Raw genomic sequence first — 21,414 nt, forward strand, 5'->3', positions numbered from 1 at the left:
GGTTAGGCGGCCTTGAGGGTCTTCTTCTTGGTTTTTGAGCGCATGGCGGCATTCACTGGCACTTCCACAGGGCATGGCATGGAGAAGACGTGCGCCGGATTGTTGATTTCGGCGACCGGAAGCCCTTCGGCGTCCCGCAGCCCGTCGTCCGGCACGATGTACTCGAGGGGCGCCTGACCGGGAAGCAGGAATTCGACGAGCTGGCCCGGCACGATCTTGTTGCGGCTCATCAGCGTCACGCGCCCGCCTTCCTCCGGGCTCCACGAGAGCACTTCACCAACGACGAGCCAGTCGCGGAAGTACGCGGACCGGTCGGTGTTCTGCGTCACCTTCTCTTCCGGGAAGTAGAAGCCCGTGGAGTAGTCGCGATGCGCCACCTTATAGGGCTCCTCATGCAGCCACTGTGGCAACACTACCTTCGGCGCCGGCCTCACCCCCGCATGCACGAACCCTCCCGGTTCCTCGGGCGCTTTCGGTTCCTCCCCTGGATCCAGTTCCTCAACACGCCGTCCCGGGAGGAACCGGGCCTGTCCCCGCGCGGCCTTCTTTGCTTCCAGTTCCTCCTCTAGGTCCAGTTCCTCAACACGCCGTCCCGAGAGGAACCCGACCCGAGCCTCCTCGCCCTTTTCTGGGTCCGGTTCCTCAACACGCCGGCTGGGGAGGAACCGGGCCTGGGCAAAGACATCATCGGCGAATTCCGGTTCCTCTCCCGAGGCCAGTTCCTCTTCGGGAACACCTTCATATTCATCCATCCCCGGCATCCCCGAGAACGCCTGGTCGGCATGCAGCATCACCGAGTCTACGAAATTGGCCTCAAGCGCTCCGCCCGAATCAGCATCGGAAGCCCGCACCACGCAATCATGGAACGGCTTGAGCACGGTGCCGTCGGGCGCTTCGAACCCGCGCTGCACCATGTATTCGTTGACGGCCGTCTTGTAGGCGTTCGTCATCGCGGCGATATAGTAGGCGGACTTGGCGCGTCCCTCGATCTTGAGCGACGTCGCCCCCGAGTCGATGAGTTCGTCAAGGTGCTCCATCAGGCACATGTCCTGCGAATTGAACAGGTAGGTTCCCGCGGACGTCTCCTCGATCGGGAATACCTGCCCCGGCCGCTTCTCCTCCACCAGCGAGTACTTCCAGCGGCACGGCTGCGCGCACTCGCCATGGTTGCCGTCGCGCCCGGTCAGGTAATTGGAGATGAGGCAGCGCCCGGAGAACGCCATGCACATCGACCCGTGCACGAACGTTTCGATATCGAGATCGTCGGGAATGTTGGCGCGGATGTCGCGTACCGCCTGCAGGTCCATTTCGCGCGCGAGCACCACCCGCCGCGCGCCGAGTTCGTACAGCGCGTTCGCGGCGAGATAGTTGGTGACGCCGGCCTGCGTCGACACGTGCAGTTCCAGCTCGGGAACGACCTGCCGCGCCATCATCAGCACGCCGATATCGGTAACGATGAGCGCATCGACGCCGGTGTCGCGCAGGTCGCCAAGGTAGCGTTCGATCGGCTTGATTTCGTCGTTGCGCGGCAGGATATTGCAGGTTACGTACACCTGCGAGCCGCGTTCGTGGGCGTACCTCGCGCCTTCTTCGAAGTCTTCCAAACTAAGATTCTTCGGCGCCGAGCGCATCCCGAACGCCTTCCCGCCGCAATACACTGCGTCCGCCCCGTAGTCGACGGCGGTTTTCAATCCCCTCAGATTCCCCGCCGGCGCGAGCACTTCCGGCTTCCTGCGCATCACCATTTTCGTCATGCCGCCCACTCTACCGCACCCCATCAAGCCTGCCACCCCGCCCGTCCCCGGACGCCACCCCCGCTGGCGGGGGTCGAAAACGCGAAGCGTTTTCGGGAGGTGGTCGCAAACCGGCAAAGCCGGTTTGCGCGAACGGCCAAGCCGTTCGTCAACCCCGCTCGCTGATCGGTACCGGCACCCTTTCACCATGCGCCACCATATCCGCAACGCATTCCCCAGCAACCCGCACAATACCCGACAACGCACTGACCAGCGACTCATCCAGCCAGCTCAGTCCCGGGAACTCCACGCACGTCCCGACGAATTCGCCGTCATCCCGCGACCACTGCACTCGGTAGCAATACCGCTCTTCAACCTTCACTTCCATAAATTCATGCTATCGCCATTAATACTTACCTGTCCTCGAGCCTGTTTTGCATCCAAGATTGGTTTTAAGCGCCGGCAAACCAGCTTTGCCGGTTTGCGACCACCCACCGGTTCGCCTTCGCCTTTGGCTCGGCTCACCGACTCCCGCCATGATCTGCTTTGTTTTTTTGAGAGTTTGTTTCGGGCCTAGGCGGCTTTGCGGAGCCGTTCGGCGTGCTTGCGGTATTCTACCGGGGTCATGCCCCCGATGGCTTCCTGCCGGCGCCTGGTGTTCCAGTACCTGGCGTAGCGGGCCATCTCGCGCTTGAGCTGCCTGAACCCGTCGAACGTGCGGCCCCGGTAGAACTCGTCCTTCATGTGGCCGAACACCTGTTCGGTGGCGGCGTTGTCCAGGCAGTTGCCCTTGCGGCTCATCGACTGGCGGATGCCCATGCGCCTGAGCTCGCCGACCCACCAGGGGTGCTGGTACTGCCAGCCCATGTCCGAGTGCAGGATCGGGTGCGCCCAGGCCGGCAGGCGCCGGGCCAGCATGCGCAGCAGCAGCCGCTGCTGCGCCATGCCCGGGCTGCGCGACAGCTGCCAGCACACGATCTCCTTGCTGCCCATGTCGTACACGATCGCCAGGTACGCCTTGCCGCCCGTGAACGCGAATTCCGACACGTCCGTGCCGAGCTTCTCGAACGGGCCGGCGGCGCGGAAGTCGCGTGCCAGCAGGTTCGGGATGTGCAGGTGCCGGTCGCCCCGGTAGGAACGCCAGCAGGCCCGGCCGCCCCGGATCGCCGTCTTCAATCCCATCCGCCGCATCAGCCGGCGCACGGTCTCGTCGTCGATCGAGATCCCGTAGCCGCGCGTGGGCTGCAAATGCATCTGCCGGTAGCCCATCCCGTTGGGCACCCGCCGCCAGATGCGCCGGATCAGCTCGCGCACGTGCGCGTGCCGTTCGGGCGGCCCGGGCTGGCCGCGCAGCCGGTAGCAGGTCGAATCGTCCAGCATCGAGATGTCCAGCAGGTGGCGTAGCAGGATGCCCTTGCGCCCCGCGAGCCCGGCGACCACCGACGCCTTGCGCCGGTTGGTCAGCCCTTCGCCCGCAGGGCAGCCAGTTTTTCCAGGTACAACGCCCTGGCCTGCCAGTACTGCGCCCGCTCCCGCTCGTCGCGGAACTTGGGGATCTCGGGGTTGACCGCCGGCTTGAGGCGCGGCCTGGACCCCGGCCCCTTCGCCTTCCCCGGCGCCGTTGTTTCCGTCTTTTCCATCGTCGTCGCGGCCTTCGCGGCCGCCTTGCCGCCTGCCATCGCAGCGTCCTTCCCGCGCCGGTAGCGCGCGATCCACCTCCTGAGCCGGGCGAAATCCAGCACGCCGTGCCGGCGCATCGTCTCCACGATTGTCAGCCCGTTGTCCACGTAGTCGCGGCACGCCGCCAGCCGCTGCTGTTCGGTGAACCGGCGCGGCTCGCCCACGCCGACCTGCATCACCCCCTCGCGGCCTTCAACCTGGTACGCGTGCCACCAGACGCGCGCCCGCCACTGGCCGATGCCCACGCACCTGGCCACGTTCCGGTAGCCCAGGCCGTGGCCGAACAGGTCGGCGGCACGGCCACGCAACCCAACGCCGGACCTATCGTTTCCCATGATTCCACTCCCTTCCCGCACCGTCAAAGAAATACCTCAATTCCCTAGAGCAGTGCATGGCGGGGGTCGAAAACGCGAAGCGTTTTCGGGGGGTGGTCGCAAACCGAAGGTTTGCGCGGATTCGAGGTGGAGGGCTTCGCCCTCCGGCGAGAATCCGCGTTGAAAAGCAATGCCACACCAGGCAAAGCGGACCTCGCCGAGCCAATGGGCAACGCGATACCGCAACTCGCCGGCTGAAACATGCGTTTTCAAGCGTATGGAATTCGATACGCTTGAAAGAGGGTCGATTCAGGAATGCTGACCGCGGCTGCTGCAGTCAGGATTGCTGATTATACTGCATCACCAACACGCTTACTGCCGCTTGAGAGCGTTTACTATCGTCATGAAGGCGTGTAAAATACCTGATAAGCGTGGAGCTTACGCGTGGTTTTACGCTGTTAACGGTGGTGCCCCTGCTAAGCCGTCGGGTATGCCCTAGAGAGAGGGCAGGCTAATGGCGGTGACTGCAGGGGTACGCTGCATCAGATGTCTTTTCTGAGAGTGCTATAGCTTTTGCCGTACGCTAGGTAATCCAGTATGCGGATGTCCTTGCGCATGTCGGAATCGAATTTGCCGTTCTTTTCACGCATTGGAACGGCGACAGCCTTCAGGAGCGTTCTTAATTCGTTGACATCGATTTCTGACTCATCCAGTAGGGTCAGATGCTTGTAGGCGTCATTGCCGAACTGTTCCTGGAGCCCCGCGATGCTTCGCTGCGGCAATCGATTGCGCCATTGAATCTTCCTCTTTCTTTGAGTGTCATTTAGGAAGGTCTCCATGCTGCCGCAGGTGGATAGATATTCCCGGACCTTCTCGCCTAGGGAACCAGAGTATTGCCTGACGAAATAGTAGACGGGCAGTTGCCTTTGCCGAAGCATCCTGTCTAGATGATAGGACACCACTATTGATGCTGGTATGCTTTCCTTTTCGAACAGGACTTCTTCATAGAGGTCGTCTCCCTCGGGCGCACGCCCATAGACGTGCTGTTCGATTCCTACCACGATGGGAGCGTCGGAGGGCAATTCGTCTAGATCGGCAAACTGGGCCAGGATTGCCTGCATGGCAGGTTCTTCTGAATAGGCCGCCTGGACGACTTGCTGGCGTAGCTGCCGGACGACTTTCGGGGCGAAGCGCTGGGGGCTTTCCGCAATGGCGGTATAAATAGGGCTGAAGTCATTGGTTTGTATGGTCATCATGAGCACGTTGGACCCGTAATCCTTCTCGATAACCTTGTAATCCGTGGAATAGTCGATGAAGACAAAGCGTGATGAAAGTTCTTCGGTCCGTTGTTCCCCAGCGCATTGGGCGATCGTTTCCAGGATTCTCCGTACATCCGAATCGTTGTATGAGTAGCCAATGAAGATGATCGGGTATTCGGCGAAGACCGTCATGATTTTCGCGAGCATATAGCGTTGGTCGGTATTGAGTTTTTCGTAGTCTTCGGCGTCGAGCACCATTGTCTCCGGAGCATCCACCGAACCGTGGATCTTGTAGATCTCGCCTACTTCCGCCAGTGGAGAGAAGATGAGGTCGTCTTGACGGCAGTATACGTCGAAATCTGGGAAGATTGACTCCATAAGCCTGTCGTAGTTCGTGGTGATTACGCCAGCTACCATCCGCGATGCTTTGCTCAACAAGGAGAGCTCATCCAGCATGAGGGATGGGGACAGTGCCCCTAGTATCTCCGAGAGGAAGATCTTCATTGGGCTTATACCGTGTGTGATGTCGGAATCGTGGGCATTTAGCCATTCGCGACGTTCAGGGACATCGTAGATTCCCTGCAGAAAGGCTTTTTCCATTTCAGATGCCACGTAGGGCAGCTGATCTCCTTTTCGTTTCGCTTCGCTGTTCCTAGGGTCGACGGGGATGCGATTTGCCGCTATTGCGGCGTAGCGGCTGAATGGTCCCATGAAGGGGAATTCGTCGCATACCATCCTGAGCAGGCTCTCCCAGTCCGGCGCATTCATGTATCGGCGGGAGACGCCGGATCCGATGAACAGGAATGGCGGCTTGTTGGCCTTTTTGATTATTCGCCTCACTGTTTCCTGCACATGCGCGTTAAAGGCAGCGTTGTCGGCGTTCCCATTCATCAATCGTTTTGCTCCTGAGCCATTTCCTATATGTTTTGTCTCCGCCCACTGTACCAGCCGACGGGGGATGCTACGCGGCGTTAGCCGCGGCCCCGTCTGGTTTCTGTTCTGCCAAGGTTCCGCAGCGTCTTCGAGGTAGATTTCATCGGTTATCACGACGATGTTAATGCCGTTGTCGGCCGTGACGAGCGCGAACTCGGCATCCACGAGCGCACCGTCAGCGTCAGGGCTTGAGATGGGTTTTGAGCGCCGGCAAACCGACAGCGAACAACCAAGCCGTTCGTCAACCGCGCTCGCTAAGCGGCACCGGCACCCTTTCACCATGCGCCACCATATCCGCAACGCATTCCCCGGCAACCTGCACAATGCCCGACAACGCACTGCCCAGCGACTCATCCAGCCAGCTCAGTCCGGGAAGCTCCGCGCACGTCCCGACGAATTCGCCATCGTCCGGCGACCACTGCACCCGGTAGCAATACCGTTCTTCAACCTTCACTTCCATAGATTCATGCTATCGCCATCGATACTTACCGCTCATCGAGCCTGTTCCGCATCCAAGATTGGTTTTGAGCGCCGGCAAACCGATAGGTTTGCGCGAGTGCGAGGTGGAGGGCCGTGGGCCTCCGGCGAGCATTCGCTTTGTTTAGCGCGGCGTTGCCGTTCCAATGCGGATTCTCGCCGGAGGGCTTCGCCCTCCACCTCGAACCCGCGCAAACCGGCTTTGCCGGTTTGCGACCACCCACCGGTTCGCCGTCGCTACGCTCCGGTTCACCGACTCCCGCCAGCGGGAGTGGCTTCCTCTTATACGTGGCATCCCTGATTAGGGGAAATGCAGGAGGGCGGCGCTTGCGTTGCGCCGCCCTCCTGGCCTGCATGTCATGTTGCTCGAGATCCATGCGACCGGTCTCCACTCCGGCTGACGCACATACGAACCGCTCTCCCTACGTTCACCCAAACATCATCCAGTTCGCTCTCAAGCTCTTCTTCCCCACCCCACTGGCGGGAGGAGAGTCAACCTCTTCTCCCGCCCCATGGCGGAGACGATAAACGTCTTCCCTCCTTCTCACCCCCGCTGGCGGGGGTCGAAAACCGCGCAGCGGTTTTCGGGGGGTGGTCAGTTGGTGGCTGCTCAAAGAGCAGCCACCAACCGCAACAGAGGATTCCCCTCCTACCTCACGACTCCCTGCGCACCATCAGCGCAGTGCCCATGAGCGCCATCACGACGATCACGGTACCGGCAATCATCAGCCAAGTCATCGTAAAGCCAGAACCGGTAGCCGGAAGCACCACACCCGGTTCATTGCCAATCAGGCCATCCGTGCCAAACGACGCAGCGAAAACAGCACCATCCGCCGTAGCCAAGGAGCCAACCGCAGGACCAATGACAACGGTGAACGCCTCATCGGTCTTGTTGTACCCCTCCGGCGCCTTCGTCTCGGTCAGCACATACGTGCCCCACCCGAGATCCGACAGCTTGAACTTGCCCTCGGCGGTGTCCACATCATTCTTGACATCAGCATCCATCAGGCTGCAGTTCGTAGACGTGGAACCGTCGCCGACGCAGTCGTAGACCTTGTACGTCGTCGACGCCGTAGCCTTGGCCACCGTACCGTCATCCTGCACCGTATGGGCGTAGAAATCCAGCGACCATTCCGAACCGGCAAGCAGCTTCGAGATTTCAGAAGCATCCACCTTCGTCCAGCTGGCTTCGCCCGTCTTCGGCGTATTCGGAACCTTCAACACAGATTCTTCCTGCGCTACCAGCGAGTTGTCACCAGTCACCTTGGTAATCACTACTGGGGTCGAAGACGTCGAGTCAATAGTGAAGGTCCAGATATCCGTCGAAGCGACATAGTTGTTCGGCGCGGTGTCCTCGGTGAGGTGGTACGTACCGACGGGAAGGCCCTTAAGTGTGAACTTGCCAGCGGTGGTATTCATGTCCCAGTACCAACCAGTAGATTCCTCTGTAGGACAGTTGACCGCATCGTCACCAGTTTCAATGCAGTCCTTGACCGTTACTGATGTTGAACCGGTACCGTACTTAGGAGTGTGCACAATCGTCCACGTGGACCCGGCAAGATTGGCGTTCCCGTTGTCCGCGTCCACCTTCTCCCAGCTCACTTCGATTGGCTCATCGCCAATCCAGTAGTAGCCATTCACCAGTTCAGGAGACTTGCCATCGACCCAGTCGACAGTTCCATCGGCACTCACGGTGAAGGAATACACGGTGAGGTTGATGAAGTAGCCGGAAGGAGCCTTCGTTTCCTGCAACGTGTAGGTACCTGCTGCCAGACCGACGAGCTTGATCTTGCCAGCAGCACCGTTCTTGTCCTCGTAAACCTCGAGACCTTCAGTGCTAGGCACAGACGCACCAGCGGAGTTGCCACTGGAGGTGACACGAGCTGCCGAGCGTTGCGTCGCATATGCCGAGGTAGAGCAGCCCGAAGGCGCGCTCGACTGTGCAGCGTAGGAGCTGGCGCTCGTCACCACAATGAAGCGTTCACCAGCGTTCGCCGTGAAGTTGGAACCGGATACGTCGTTGTAGTTGAGCCATGTGCCACTGCCGTTATTGAAGACGAAATCAAAAGCGGCTCCTGCGTTATTCACGGTGGCGTAGTAGTAGGAGTTGCTGCATCCCAGCGTCATGGACGTAGTCGTGGCGCCGGAAGAGCCAATCCAATACAGATTGACGGTATACCCCAGCTTGCTTTCGGCGAAGCTCTTCGCAATGTAGATCGTCACCTTGTTCAAGTCTTCGACCGTCACGTTCACCTCAACCGAAGCGTTATTCGCCACGGCCCGCACCTTGGTGGTGCCCTCGGAGACGCCAGTCATCTGCCCCGTAGTGGCATTGACCCTCACAATGCTTTCGTCATCAGAGGACCACACCGGCGTCGGAGAACCATTGTCGGCAACCACTTCAGACGTAAGGGTCTTCGTAGCATTCAGGCCAACGGTTACCGAGCCCGTAGTAGTGCTCGGCAGATCGAACTCAGACAGGAAGTGGGAGGAGATTTCGGTATCGCCGTCCGACACGGTCAGACTGGTAACGGTAGACTGGAGAATTGTGAATTCCAGCGCAATCTGGCGCTCATCCGGGCCCGTGACGGTCACGATAACAGGGTTGCCGTCCGTCGGATAATGGTTGATCTTGACCGTTGCCGATGCGCCCTTGTTGGACGTCACGATGGTGATTGCCTGCGTATCCGAGGACTCCCACGTGAATTCCTGCGGAACCACATCCTGCGCTGTCTTGCCTTCGGCGACCGCGGTCAGCACGTACGAAGAGCCTTCGGCCACATCCGAGAAGGAGCCGCTCAGCGTTTCCAAGTCGGTCACGCGGGTGGCGGTATCATCCTGAATGTAGAAATCGCCGACGTTGTAGACGACGTCTTCAACCTTCCACTTCTGTTCCGGAGACGCCACGACAGGGTTGCCGCCCTCATCGTACTTCGTGTTACCGTCGTCGTCAGTTTCGTATTCCACGACCTTCGTCAACAGCCATTCGGAACCGGCGAGTCCTTCCGGATTGCGGGTATCCGCAGCGCCTTCTTCCAGCTCAAGATCCTCGGTCGACGTCTTGCCCCACGAAACGGTGCCACCGGCCGCTTCATTGCCGATAGCCGTCACCATGAGCTTGGAACCGTCTGCATTAAACAGCAGATTGCCATCTTCGTCCTTCGCCTGCGTTTGGACGAGCTTCTTGTCGTCGTCATTGGTAATTTCGTCGCCCTTGGAATCATAGACGTTACCAACGGTAAACGGAGAATCGCCCGCATCACCTACGACAATTTGATAGACATTGCTGTTTACCGTGTAGTCGTTGTTGTTGGTCGCGATTTCCCGAATGTAGTACGTCGCGTTCGGGTTCAGGTTCTGCACGCCGATGTAGCCGGCAACATCGCTATAGATATCGCCGGACGCATAGTCGTCGTCGGTGATTTCCAGGATGGCGGTACGGTCAGCGTAGTCCTTGGTCGCTTCCTCCAGCGAACCATACAGACCCCACGTCGTACCGCCCAGACGATTACCGCTCATGTCCGTCTTGTTCCATTCAATGACGGCGCAGTCGGAGCGGAAGGAGCCGGACCAAGGATAGTTGTGGCGTTCCTGATCCATCCAGATCATCGAAGCAGTCGAACCGATGTTGTTGGAGATTGCAGCAGTCGGGCTGTACAACATCAAGTCACCGCCTACGTACACGCGGCCGTTGGTCGTCGTATGGCTCTCAAAGTCGCCATACGGCACCATGATGCTACCCAGCGTGGCGGTCGCGGAATCGTCATCGCCGTTTCCGTTCATACCTCCTAGGACTTTCAGCCAAGAGGTATCGGCATAGTTCCACATCACCGACTTGGAAGCAGTGTCATATTCCGACAGCTTCGGGTTGCCATAGCCATTGGCAATGTCGGTACCGTCCCAGTAGAAGCGCCAACCATTGTGGTATTCAATACCAGAGTCAGGAGCATTGACAATGTTAACGGCCACCGAAGCATTCGCCGGAATGCCCTTGAACGCAAACGAAATACCGTACTGCGACGAATACACGCCAGACAGGCCATCCGAGAAATACTTTGCATCGATATTGAAGACCTGCATCGCTGATTTGTCGTCACCGACGAACGTAATCAGACGTTCGTTGTAGCTGTCGGTATAGGTGCGGGTGAACGCGGGCGTGCCGTCATTCGTATACTTCGTGCGTGAAATCGTTTCGTTGGCGCCCTTGGTGACATAGATGCCAGCTTCGGTCATGGTGGCGGGGTCCACATAGCCCGCCGATTCCGTCACCGTCGTCAACGTCACGGTACGGCCATTGACGTTCACAGTCGTGTCGGCATTACCATTCACCGGAGTGGAGCGCAGCAGGTTCTTCGAATCCTTGCGCAGGTTGTTCTCCAGGAAGTTGGTGTAGTCGGTACCGTTTACCGAAGCAAAAGGGTCACCATTGTTTTCGGCGTTCCATGTGATGTTGGATGACGTGGCCCAATCCGAGTACTTAGCCACTAGCGCAGAACGATTGGAATTGCTATTCCATTTCGTTTCATTACCGGCGATAGAGGCCTTGTACCAGATGTTATCGGAATTGGTGCCGCCGAGGAAGCCGCCACGAGCCCAAGCGCCTACATTGCCGGTATCAATGCCATTCAGCGAGATGGTGCCGATGTTCGACTGCTGGCCACGCACTACGAGCGCGGTGGACCCGGTGGCCGGCCGGAACATGGCGCCGAATCCGACAGCGCCAAAGCGGACGCCGTGGCCATCCCAAGAGGTGCCAATCGGGTTCATCGCCAGCTTGCCGTTGACCAGTGTCAGACCTTCGACTTCCACCGTATAGGTGCCACCCGGTGCATTGCCACTGTCCAGCGTCGTCGTGCTCGACGGACGACCGCCGATATACAGATCGCGGCCCACGAACGTGGCCACACCGGTGTCTTCCTTGGACAGGTCGATGTTTTCACCCATCGAAACATCCTGCGGCGAGCAGATACCCGGCGTCCCCGTATCCGCCATCGCCGTCTCCGGCTCGGCAAAGACCGGCACGATCGCGGTAGTCAGCATCATTGCGCCGGCGACCATGCAGCCGAGGGCGCGGGATGACAGCTTCTTGCGGGTCTTGGCGGCGTATGCGCCGTTCAAATCCTTAGCGGAAGAGGGGCGGCTCGCGTCATCGCCGCCACCGCTGCCTTTCCGTGTCTGCAAAGTGGTTAGGAAGCCAGGCTTCCAGAATCGCTTCGCCATGCTCTATTCCTCTCATCAGGTCGACGGGCCCTACCCAGGGACCTCCGGCGCCCCTCGCGCCGAAACTTAAGAAAAATGGTTGCAACCCTTGCGGCTGGGTACAGTTCATCCCCCGAACTGCACGAGTCACGAATCTCAAGTGTATTTTTACGGTAAGCGAACGTCAATGGGTTCTCAAAACCGTTACAAAATCTTGGAAAGGGGCGGGATTCTGCGGATTTCTAGGGTGGACAGGGTTGGTGATTTGTTTGAGATTGTTTTTCTAACGAAAAACAATGACGCCCCCGTTGCCTATGGCAACGGGGGCTGACCACCCACCGCTTCGAGCTTCGCTTCGCTCGCTCTCAGCGACTCCCGAACAAGGCCGCAAACGCTTTCGCGTTTGCATATTTCAGCGGCGGGCGCCAGCGGGAGTGAGCGGCGGAACGGCGCTGCGCTGGCTCCTTACGGGAGCTGGGCGAGTTCTTCGGAGGTGAGGGTGAGGCCGCCCGCTTGCAACGAATCTAGGATCGTTTCCGGGCGGTGGGCGCCGGGGATGACGAAGACGTGGTCGCCCTTGGAGAGCTCCCAGGCGAGGACGATCTGCTGGTAGCTGACGCCGCGCTCGGCGGCCACTTTCCGGAACGGGTCGAACTTGCTTTCGTCATACGGCTTGCGGAAGCCGCCGAGCGGGCTCCAGCAGACGAACGAAATGCCGATCATCGCCGCATGCTCGAGCGTATCCGTAGTCTCCATATATATAGGAGAATACTGGTTCTGCACGGCGATCAGCGAGTCGCCGAGAATCTCCTGCGCAATGTCCATCTGCTCGATTGACGCGTTCGAAACGCCCGCTTCCTTCGCGACGCCCTCGTCGACGAGCTGCTTCAGGGCTTCAATAGACTCGCCGTACGGAATCTTCGGGTCCGGGCGGTGGAAATACAGCAGGTCGATCGAGTCGACGCCGAGTTCGAACGCGCTCTGCTTCGCGCACTTGATCAGGTTCTCCGGCTGCCCGTTGACGTCCCACGTCGGCCGCCCGTCGGTGAAGTTGCGGAAGTGGCCGACCTTCGTGGCGATGAGGACTTCGTCCTTCGGCCCGTTCCAGCTATCCATCGCGGCGCGCACGAGCTTCTCGCCGGTCTGTTCCTCGCCGCCGGAGCAGTAGTACGCCCACGCGGTGTCGATTTGGCGGCAGCCGGCGTCCAGCGCCGCATGGATCGTTTCGATGCCCTTTGCCGGCCCAAGATTGTTCTCGATCGTCAGCGGCATCTCGCCCAGCCCGATCGCCGTCGTATCGTATGGGCCCATCGTGCGGTGCAGCACCATGTCAGCTCCCCTTTCGTTGAGGTTCGTTTGCCGGTTCGGTAACGCTTCCATCCTACCGTCCGCCCACGGCCGGGCGGCAGGAAGGAAGATTCGGGATTTCCGGCTGCGCGGCTTCCGTCGGCTACCGTCCGCCGGCCCGGGGGCCGAGATGGTCGGCGCCGCCCTTGAAGCCGCTGCCGCCGGAGAAGCTGCCGCCCGAAACGCCGCTGTGGCTCGAGCCGGTCGCCGCCGAAATCGTCGAGCCGATCGAGCTGAAGCTGTCGGCGAGCTGCGTGCCGAGGTCCGAGAAGCCGCCCATGCCGCTGAACCCGGCCATGCCGGGGGCGCCATTGGCCGCCGGGCCGCCATACATGCGGTGGTAGCGTGCCGAACGGCTCGACCAGTATACGAGCGGATGGCGCGAGGCATAGGTGTCGGCCCAGTTCGGGTCCGCCATCTGCGGATAGGCGGCCATCAACTGCGCCAGCGCCTTGTCGGACAGGCCGAACGCCGTCGCATACACCAGGTAGCGTCCCCACAGCGTCAAATCCAGCGGGCCACGGTCGGAGAAGTCGGAGAAATCCTCGAGGTAGCGCGCCAGGCCGTCGACGCGCGACGCGATGAACTGGCCGCGCGGGTCGGTCAGCGTCACCCGCGGGCAGGAGCCGAGCGCGAAGCCGAGCGATCCCAACACCAGGAGGCCCCATATCAGCGCGAACGCAAGATTCGACCCCTGCGCAACCCACATCGCGACGACGATGGCCACCGCAGCAGCCAAGCCGAACCCGAGAATGCGCCACACGCGCCCCTTGCGCACGGCGCCGGTCGCCAGCAGCTCGTTGTTGGCTGCAGTCTGGAACCCCTGGAACAGCGCAATGAGGCTACGGTCTTGCCGAATCAGCGATTGCAGTTGCTCCAGGTCGAAGACAGGACCTCCCAAGCGCAACGCGGCCTGCGTGAAAATCTGGAGCAAAGCCTGCTCGCTCGCGCACAGGCCGAGCGCTGCCGGGTTCCCGTACGCGGCCGGCAGCACGACGACGGTGCTGGTCGTGTCGATGCCGGCGTTGCGGTCGCCGCTGCGCTCGACGTTCGCGACCATTGCCGCGAGCGCTGGAATGTTCGGGTCCGCAAGGTTGATGCCGCGGTAGATTGCCGCGCGGCCCGGGTAGACGGCGATGGCGCCCTTCGTGACCAGCGACATCGCCGTCGCGGACAGCTGCGCGCCGCTCTCGCGATTCACCGAACGCTGGCTGCCGGCGACCGCGGTGCCGGTGACGGCGAAGTACAGCAGCGACGCGGCGGCCGGACTCATCGCCGGCGGCTCGCGCCAGTAGCCGGACCGGTCGCGCACTTCCGATTCCTTCACCAGCCGCAGCGAACTCCACACGCTCCATACCGCCAGCGCAAGGCCGATGATGGCGAGCGCCAGCCACAGCGCTACCTGTCCGCGGGCCTCGGACGTCACCTGCGCGTTCCACTGGGATTCGTAGGCGTTCTCGGTGGAGATCGTGCTGTCCTTGACCGCCCGGCTCGAGGTGCGCGCGGCGCCGGAAGCATACGCCGTCGGGTACAGCACGACGATGTTGGCGCCGTCATCCGAGGAAATGTTCTTCGCGGTGACGGCGAACGTATCGGAACCGGTGCGGTTGGTCGTCGACTCGGCCGTCGTATGCAGCCAGCCCCAGCTGTTCGATTCGCTCACCGCGCCCGGGAACGTCACCGTTGCCTGCAACGATTTCACGGGCAGGTTGCCGCCGTCTTCCGTATACAGCTGGAGCCGCGCCTTCGCAACGTCGCCGAAGCGCGTCACCGCGTCCTTCAGCGTGTACTGTATGCGGTAGCGCACGCTGCCGGACTTCACCGCTTCAAGATTCCAGCCGATTTCGACCGTTTTCTGCGCGTTCAGCTCGCCGGTCTCGCTGACGGCGTCGCCCACGCTCAGGGCGTCGGCGTCCGCGTCGTAGTCGGTCGCGCCGGCGGTGCCGTACGAAATGTCGGCGACGTAGAACGTATTGGCATGCGCCGCGTCCCAGCTCGACTTGCCTTCGTTGCCGTTTGAGATTACCGTGCCCGCTTGCGGCAGCTGCTGGCCGGTGGACAGGTCGGTCACCGAAACGTTCGTGACGGCGGTGGCTGCGCTGGAATTCAGCGGGATGTCGAAAAACAGCTGGTGATGATACTGGGAGCCGTTGCGGTTGAGCTTGTAGTCCACATCGCGGGTGACGGTAATGTCGCCGTTCGTCTGGATGGCGACATTGTCGGTTTCATTGGTGATGACGATGCTGTTGGAGCTTGCGGCGCTGGAACCGGAGCTGGACGAACCCGATGCCTGGTCGTACGCCATCAGCACCGTCAGCACCATGGCAAGGACCCCGATCAGCGCACCTATTAATCCATGGAGAATCTTCTTATTCATACAGGTCAGAACTGGACCTGCGGCACGGTGCGGGCGGCTTCGTCGGCCTGGAAGTAGCCTTCCTGCACGAAGCCGAACATGCCGGCGATGATGCTGGACGGGAACGTCTGCGTCGCCGTGTTGTACTTGAGCACGACGTCGTTGTAGAACTGGCGGCCGTACGCGATCTTGTTTTCGAGCTGCGAGAGCTGGTTCTGCAGGTTGAGGAAGTTCTGGTTCGCCTTGAGGTCCGGGTAGGCCTCGGCGGTGGCGCGCAGGTTGACCATCGCGCGGGTGAGCACGTTCTCAGCCGCCGAACGCTGCTGCATCGTCGTCGACGGGTTCGCCATGGCGGCCAGGACTCCGGCGCGGGCGCGCGTCACTTCCTCGAACACGTTCGATTCGTGCTTCGCGTAGCCCTTGACCGTCTCGACGAGGTTCGGAATCAGGTCGGCGCGCTGCTTCAGGGCGACGTCGATCTGGGCCCAGCCGTTGTAGACGCGGTTGCGCAGCGTGACGAGATTGTTGTATGCGGAAATGCCCCAGATGAGCACGATGAGGATGAGTACGATGACAATCGCCAGAATGGCCCAGCCCATGGTATTAGTTCTTTCTTCTCGTTTTCTTTACAGATTTTCCATACTAACCGTTCGGCAGGCGTGCTGCCAAATTTCTACGCGAATCCGCTAGCGGCCGCCGAAGGAGCCGCCGCCTACGCCGCCTCCGGAGCCGCCGAAGCCGCCGCCGCTGAAGCTGCCGCCGGAGCCGCCCGAGGACGGCGAAGCGGCGTGGATCGTGCTCTGGATGGCGCTGAAGCTGCCCGACAGCTGCGAGCCGAGGTCGGAGAAGCCGGCGCCGAAGCCTTCGAAGCCGCCGAAGTTGCTGGCGTGCACGCCGCCGGTCGTGGCCATGCCGGGCACCGTCGGCCCCTCGCCGCCGCCGGGGGCCACGGGACCGCCCGGACCGCCGCGCCGTTCGGGGGCGCCAATCGGCACCGTGCTGTGATAGTACGTACTCGGCCGCAGGCTCCAGTACACCAGCAGCGCGCCGGCGGTGTCCCACTCGTCGTCGAGCCACGCGCCGTCCACCACCTGCGGATAGGCGGTGGCGAGCTGCTCGAGCGCCCGCTTCGACATGCCGAACGCCGTCGCGTACACCAGGTAGCGGCCCCAGCGCGGCAGGTCGAGGGGCCCGCGGTCCGTGAAGTCGGAGAAATCGCGCATGTAGTTGCGCAGGCCCAGCACATGGCCGGCCAGTTCCTGGCCGCGGGGCACCGAAAGCCGCCTCGCGCGGCCGTACGACAGCCCGAACACGCAGCAGAAGAACTCCGGCAGGCTCATCACCAGCGTCAGCGCCCACGCGCTCGTCGTCGTCAGCCACATCGCGCCGATGAACGACGCGGCGATGCCGACGCCGCCGAAAATCGCCCAGCCGATGCGGTTGGATTTCACGGCGTGCAGGGCCTTGAACTCGTCAAGCGCGGCGACCTTGAAGCGGCTCATGTACCGCTCGCCGCCGCGCCAGTCCTTGAGCGACTTGCGCATCCGCTTGAAGTCGAACACCGGCGAGCCGACCCGGTCGCTGACGGCAACCAGCAGGTCCAGCAGCGCCTGCTCGGAGCTCGACAGGGCCAGGCTCTCCGGATCCTGCAGCGCCGCCGGCAGGATGACCAGCGTATTCGTCGCCCGCACCGCCTTGCCGTCCCCTTCGGCGACGGCCTGCTGGCCGATGGCGGCGAGCTGCGGCGCCGGGGCGGTCGAAACGTCGGTGCCGGCGTAGAGCGACGCGCGGCCCGGCAGCACGAGCACGGCGCCCTTGTCGACCAGCGAGAGCAGCGTCGAGGCCATCTGCCGGTCCACTACCGGCGACTTCGCGGCCTTCGGGTCGAGGAACGCGAGGAATTCGGCGGACGCGGCCGGGCTCATGTCCAGCGGCTCGCGCCAGTACTCGAGGTCGCCCTGGTATTTCGCGCGCTTGCGGCTGCGGAAGCCCCACAGCATCGCCGCCACCGCCGCGGCCGCGCCGACGACGCCGATGACGATCCACGCGATGACGGTGCGCCGCGCCGAGTCGCGCTGCTTGTCACGCCACTCGGTTTCCTGCCGCGTTTCGTCGTCGATCGTCGCCTGCTTGACGTCCTGGTCGACCTGCCGCACGACGCCGTCGCACAGGTCCCGGTTGTACATTGCCACCACGTCGACCCACGTTCCGGTCGGCACGTCGGTCGCGGTGAACTTGAGCTCGCCGTCGGGGCCGCGCGACGTCGTCGACTGGCCGTCGAAATGCAGCCACGCCCAGCTGTTCTTCGTCGTTACCGCCTTCGGGAACCGCACGGTGCCGCTTAGGGTGCCGATCGGCACCATGTTCATGTTGGAAATCGGCTCCCACTGCATTTTCGCAACGTCGGAATATTCGGTGACGGCGTCCTCCCACGTCATCGTGATCTTGAAGCGCATCGAATCGGCGCTGACGGTAGCCGGAATGTTCCAGCCGATTTCCACAGTCTGGGAATCCACGCGGTCCTGCGTGGGCACGACGCCGTCGGTTTCGGTGTCGAACGGCTGCGGATCGTCGGAACCGTCGGTGACGTCGGCGATGTACCAATGGTTGGCGTACCGTTCGTCCCACTCTGCGGAACCGACTTCGGACGGCGACTTCGGCGCAATCTGGGAGTACTGCTCCCCTGTCGTAAGGTTCTCCACCGAAATATCGCAGATGCCGGTGATGCCGTCGGACTGCAGTTCGTACGTCTGGTACAGCTGGCGCCACGGAATCTCGTTGCCGTCGTCGTCCTCGCCACGCTCGGGAAGGTAGACGTCGAGCGTTTCCGCAATCGTCAGGTTGCCGTTCTCCTCAATCTGCGCGTCGACGTCCATCGAACGGTACGACAGCACGCCGTCGTCGAAAATACCACCGACGTCGCCGCGTTCCGAGCGGACCTCGACGCCGAAGCCGATGACGACCGCAGCCGCGAGGATGGTCGCGACGAGGGAGCCTACCAGCTCCGTAACCAACGCCTTGCGGCCGCCGCCGCCCGCTTTCCTTGCACTCATAAACAAAAACCCTCCGTCTCCCTCGCTGTGCCAATGGTGGCATAGGAAGGGGGCGGAGGGCAAACCGGCCGGCGCCGTTTTGGACGGGCCCGAGATTTCCGGGGCCCCGTTTCAGCGGCGCGCTACCGGCGTTTCGTCGCTAGCGTTTCGTCGCTAGCGGTTCGTCGCCAACGGCACGGCGTACGGAACGTTTCCGGCGCCGTGCCGGCGGGACGCTGCCGATCAGTCGTCGTACGGATCGAAGTCGCGGCGGATGCGGCGGCGCGGGCGCTCGGTGCGCTCTTCGCGGCCGGCGCGGTACTCGTCGTAGCTTTCGTCGGCGGCGTAGCGCGGGTTGCGGTCGTCGCGGCGCGGGGCGCGGCGCGGACGGTCGTCGCGGCGGTCATCGCGGCGCGAACGGCGGTCGTCGCGATCGTCGCGGTCATCCCGGTCGTCGCGGCGCGAACGGCGCGGGCGGTCGTCGTAGTCGCGGTCATCCCGGTCGTCACGGCGCGAATCGTGGCGCGGGGCGCGGCGCGGACGGTCGTCGTACTCGTCGTCGTAGTCGCGGCGCGAACGGCGCGGACGGTCGTCGTAGTCGCGGTCATCCCGCTCGTCGCGGCGATCGTCGCGACGCGGGGCACGGCGCGGACGCTCATCGCGCTCGTCGCGGTCATCGTGACGGCGGTCGCGGCGGTCGGCATGGCGCGGGGCACGCTCGTCGCGGTCATCGCGGTCGTCGTGGCGGCGCGGGCCACGGTCGTCGTGGCGGCGGCCGGCGCCGGATTCCTGCTCCTCGAAGCCCGGAACGGCGAGCGAGATCTTGCCGCGGTCGTCGACGGACTGCACGACGACCTCGACTTCGTCGCCTTCCTTGAGCACGTCCTCGACGGCGTCGATGCGCTGGCCGTCGGCCAGGTTGCGGATCTGCGAAATGTGCAGCAGGCCGTCGGTGCCCGGCGTGAGGTTGACGAACGCGCCGAACGACGTGGTCTTGACGACCTTGCCGTTGTAGTGCTCGCCGGCTTCCGGAACGTGCGGGTTGGCGATCTGGTCGATGATCTCCTTGGCCTTCTCGGCAGCTTCGCCGCCTTCGGAGGAGATGTAGACGGTGCCGTCGTCCTCAATGGCGATTTCGGCGCCGGTGTCCTCCTGGATCTGGTTGATCATCTTGCCCTTCGGGCCGATGACCTCGCCGATCTTGTCGACCGGAACCGTCGTCGTGATGATGCGCGGCGCGTACGGGCTCATTTCGGCCGGGCCGTTGATGCACTCGTTGATGACCTCGAGGATCGTCTGGCGCGCTTCGTGCGCCTGCTTCAAGGCGCCGGCGAGCACGTCGGCCGGAATGCCGTCGAGCTTGGTGTCGAGCTGCAGGGCGGTGACGAAGTCGGCGGTGCCGGCGACCTTGAAGTCCATGTCGCCGAACGCGTCCTCGGCGCCGAGGATGTCGGTCAGCGTCTTGTAGACGTGCTGGCCGTCGACGTCGCCGGACACCAGGCCCATGGCGATGCCGGCAACCGGGGCCTTCAGCGGCACGCCGGCGTCGAGCAGCGACAGCGTCGAGGCGCACACGGAGCCCATCGACGTCGAGCCGTTCGAGCCGATGGCCTCGGAGACCTGGCGGATGGCGTACGGGAACTCCTCGCGGCTCGGCAGCACCGGCACGATGGCCTTCTCGGCCAGGGCGCCGTGGCCGATTTCGCGGCGCTTCGGCGAGCCGACGCGGCCGGTTTCGCCGGTCGAATACGGCGGCATTTCGTAGTTGTGCATGTAGCGCTTCGACTGCGGGCCGGACAGGGCGTCGATCTGCTGCTCCATCTTGAGCATGTTGAGCGTGGTGACGCCGAGGATCTGCGTTTCGCCGCGCTGGAACAGCGCCGAGCCGTGCACGCGCGGCACGATGCCGATTTCGGCGGACAGCGTGCGGATGTCGCGCAGGCCGCGGCCATCGATGCGGTAGTCCTCCGTCAGGATGCGGCGGCGCACGATCTGGCGCTGCAGCTCCTTGAACGCGTTGCCGATTTCCTTGTCCTTCTCGGCCTCGTCCATGTCGGTGAACTCGACCGTCAGCGTTTCCTTGACGCGGTCCTTGATCTCGCTGATGCGGTCCTGGCGCGGCAGCTTCTCGGCGATGGAGAGCGCCTCGTCGAGGTCGGCGTGCGCGATCTCGTCGATGCGGTCGTACAGTTCCTTCGTGAACTCCGGGAACAGCTGGAATTCCTTCGTCGGCTTCGCGGCGATGCGCTTGAGCTCGCTCTGCGCCTCGCAGATCGTCTTGATGAACGGCTTGGCCGCCTCCAGGCCGCCGGCGACGACTTCCTCGTCCGGCTTGGCCTGGCCCTCTTCGTAGATCAGATTCCAGGCGTTCTTGCCGGCGCCGGCTTCGATCATCGCGATGGCGACGTCCCCGTTCTCGACGACGCGGCCGGCCACGACAATCTCGAATACGGCGCGTTCGCGTTCGCTCCAGCGCGGGAACGCGACCCACTGGCCGTCGATCAGCGCAAGCCGCACGCCGGAAACCGGGCCCTGGAACGGCAGGCCGGAAATGAGCGTGGAAGCGGAAGCCGCGTTCAGCGCGACGACGTCGTACGCATCGTCCGGGCTGACGGCGAGGACGGTTTCGACGACCTGGACTTCGTTGCGCAGCGTGTGCGGGAACAGCGGGCGCAGCGGACGGTCGATAATGCGGCAGGCGAGGATCGCTTCCGAGCTGGGACGGCCTTCGCGGCGGAAGAAGGAGCCGGGAATCTTGCCGGCAGCGTACATCTTCTCCTCAACATCGACGGTAAGCGGGAAGAAATCGTAGTTTTCCTTCGGGCTGCTGCCGGCGGTCGTCGTCGACAGGATCATCGAATCGTCGTCAAGATAGGCGGCCACGGCGCCGTCGGCCTGCTGGGCCAGACGGCCGGTTTCAAAGCGCAGCGTGCGCGTTCCAAAAGAACCGTTGTCCAGTACGGCTTCAACGGCCTTGATTTCGGGACCCTCCATAGGGTTCCTCCTTAGTTTCTCTTTATTTTTCGTTATTCCAACATCCAAACATCACCGAAACGGCCTGGTTCCTTGGTTCTGGGTTCCGCT

The 21,414-nt window shown here is 62.4% G+C and carries 11 protein-coding genes and 2 pseudogenes; all 13 read right to left on the reverse strand.

What is annotated here, in order from left to right; all coding sequences use genetic code 11:
* Positions 1 to 2: 2 nt before the first annotated feature.
* A pseudogene (locus tag AC1AXT_RS06170) lies at positions 3 to 452 on the reverse strand (U32 family peptidase C-terminal domain-containing protein); the annotation flags it as partial.
* A 314-nt stretch (positions 453 to 766) separates the two neighbouring features.
* Positions 767 to 1,745 (reverse strand): annotated as a pseudogene (locus AC1AXT_RS06175) (peptidase U32 family protein); the annotation flags it as partial.
* 157 nt (positions 1,746 to 1,902) lie between these two features.
* Positions 1,903 to 2,121, reverse strand: coding sequence for a hypothetical protein (locus tag AC1AXT_RS06180; RefSeq protein ID WP_476540601.1), 219 nt, complete (start codon positions 2,119 to 2,121; stop codon positions 1,903 to 1,905).
* Positions 2,122 to 2,306: 185 nt separating this feature from the next.
* Positions 2,307 to 3,197: an IS3 family transposase gene (locus AC1AXT_RS06185; protein WP_476540866.1), complete on the reverse strand. Its 891-nt coding sequence runs from the start codon at positions 3,195 to 3,197 to the stop codon at positions 2,307 to 2,309.
* Positions 3,194 to 3,748, reverse strand: a complete 555-nt coding sequence (locus AC1AXT_RS06190; protein WP_476540602.1) for a transposase — start codon at positions 3,746 to 3,748, stop codon at positions 3,194 to 3,196. The genes AC1AXT_RS06185 and AC1AXT_RS06190 overlap by 4 nt, the downstream gene beginning before the upstream one ends.
* A 521-nt stretch (positions 3,749 to 4,269) precedes the next feature.
* A complete protein-coding gene (locus AC1AXT_RS06195) occupies positions 4,270 to 6,084 on the reverse strand; it encodes an SIR2 family protein (protein WP_476540603.1) in 1,815 nt (604 codons plus the stop codon).
* Between the two features lie 76 nt (positions 6,085 to 6,160).
* On the reverse strand, positions 6,161 to 6,379 hold the full coding sequence (locus tag AC1AXT_RS06200) for a hypothetical protein (RefSeq protein ID WP_476540604.1): 219 nt from the start codon (positions 6,377 to 6,379) through the stop codon (positions 6,161 to 6,163).
* 671 nt (positions 6,380 to 7,050) lie between these two features.
* On the reverse strand, positions 7,051 to 11,616 hold the full coding sequence (locus AC1AXT_RS06205; RefSeq protein WP_476540605.1) for a SpaA isopeptide-forming pilin-related protein: 4,566 nt from the start codon (positions 11,614 to 11,616) through the stop codon (positions 7,051 to 7,053).
* Between the two features lie 444 nt (positions 11,617 to 12,060).
* Positions 12,061 to 12,924: an aldo/keto reductase gene (locus AC1AXT_RS06210; RefSeq protein WP_476540606.1), complete on the reverse strand. Its 864-nt coding sequence runs from the start codon at positions 12,922 to 12,924 to the stop codon at positions 12,061 to 12,063.
* A gap of 121 nt (positions 12,925 to 13,045) precedes the next feature.
* A complete protein-coding gene (locus tag AC1AXT_RS06215; protein ID WP_476540608.1) occupies positions 13,046 to 15,319 on the reverse strand; it encodes a DUF2207 family protein in 2,274 nt (757 codons plus the stop codon).
* Between the two features lie 5 nt (positions 15,320 to 15,324).
* On the reverse strand, positions 15,325 to 15,897 hold the full coding sequence (locus AC1AXT_RS06220) for a LemA family protein (RefSeq protein WP_476540610.1): 573 nt from the start codon (positions 15,895 to 15,897) through the stop codon (positions 15,325 to 15,327).
* A gap of 87 nt (positions 15,898 to 15,984) precedes the next feature.
* Entirely contained in the window at positions 15,985 to 18,351 is a 2,367-nt protein-coding gene (locus AC1AXT_RS06225; RefSeq protein WP_476540612.1) for a DUF2207 family protein, read from the reverse strand.
* A gap of 222 nt (positions 18,352 to 18,573) precedes the next feature.
* Entirely contained in the window at positions 18,574 to 21,324 is a 2,751-nt protein-coding gene (locus AC1AXT_RS06230) for a polyribonucleotide nucleotidyltransferase (RefSeq protein ID WP_476540614.1), read from the reverse strand.
* Positions 21,325 to 21,414: the final 90 nt, after the last annotated feature.

The organism is Bifidobacterium sp. LH_450 (assembly GCF_056356715.1).

Excerpts from the sequence above, each read along its gene's own strand:
- AC1AXT_RS06180 (WP_476540601.1), bottom strand. The coding sequence starts at position 2,121 with ATGGAAGTGAAGGTTGAAGAGCGGTATTGCTACCGAGTGCAGTGGTCG.
- AC1AXT_RS06190 (WP_476540602.1), bottom strand. The coding sequence starts at position 3,748 with ATGGGAAACGATAGGTCCGGCGTTGGGTTGCGTGGCCGTGCCGCCGAC.
- AC1AXT_RS06200 (WP_476540604.1), bottom strand. The coding sequence starts at position 6,379 with ATGGAAGTGAAGGTTGAAGAACGGTATTGCTACCGGGTGCAGTGGTCG.
- AC1AXT_RS06205 (WP_476540605.1), bottom strand. The coding sequence starts at position 11,616 with ATGGCGAAGCGATTCTGGAAGCCTGGCTTCCTAACCACTTTGCAGACA.
- AC1AXT_RS06210 (WP_476540606.1), bottom strand. The coding sequence starts at position 12,924 with ATGGTGCTGCACCGCACGATGGGCCCATACGATACGACGGCGATCGGG.
- AC1AXT_RS06215 (WP_476540608.1), bottom strand. The coding sequence starts at position 15,319 with ATGAATAAGAAGATTCTCCATGGATTAATAGGTGCGCTGATCGGGGTC.
- AC1AXT_RS06220 (WP_476540610.1), bottom strand. The coding sequence starts at position 15,897 with ATGGGCTGGGCCATTCTGGCGATTGTCATCGTACTCATCCTCATCGTG.
- AC1AXT_RS06225 (WP_476540612.1), bottom strand. The coding sequence starts at position 18,351 with ATGAGTGCAAGGAAAGCGGGCGGCGGCGGCCGCAAGGCGTTGGTTACG.
- AC1AXT_RS06230 (WP_476540614.1), bottom strand. The coding sequence starts at position 21,324 with ATGGAGGGTCCCGAAATCAAGGCCGTTGAAGCCGTACTGGACAACGGT.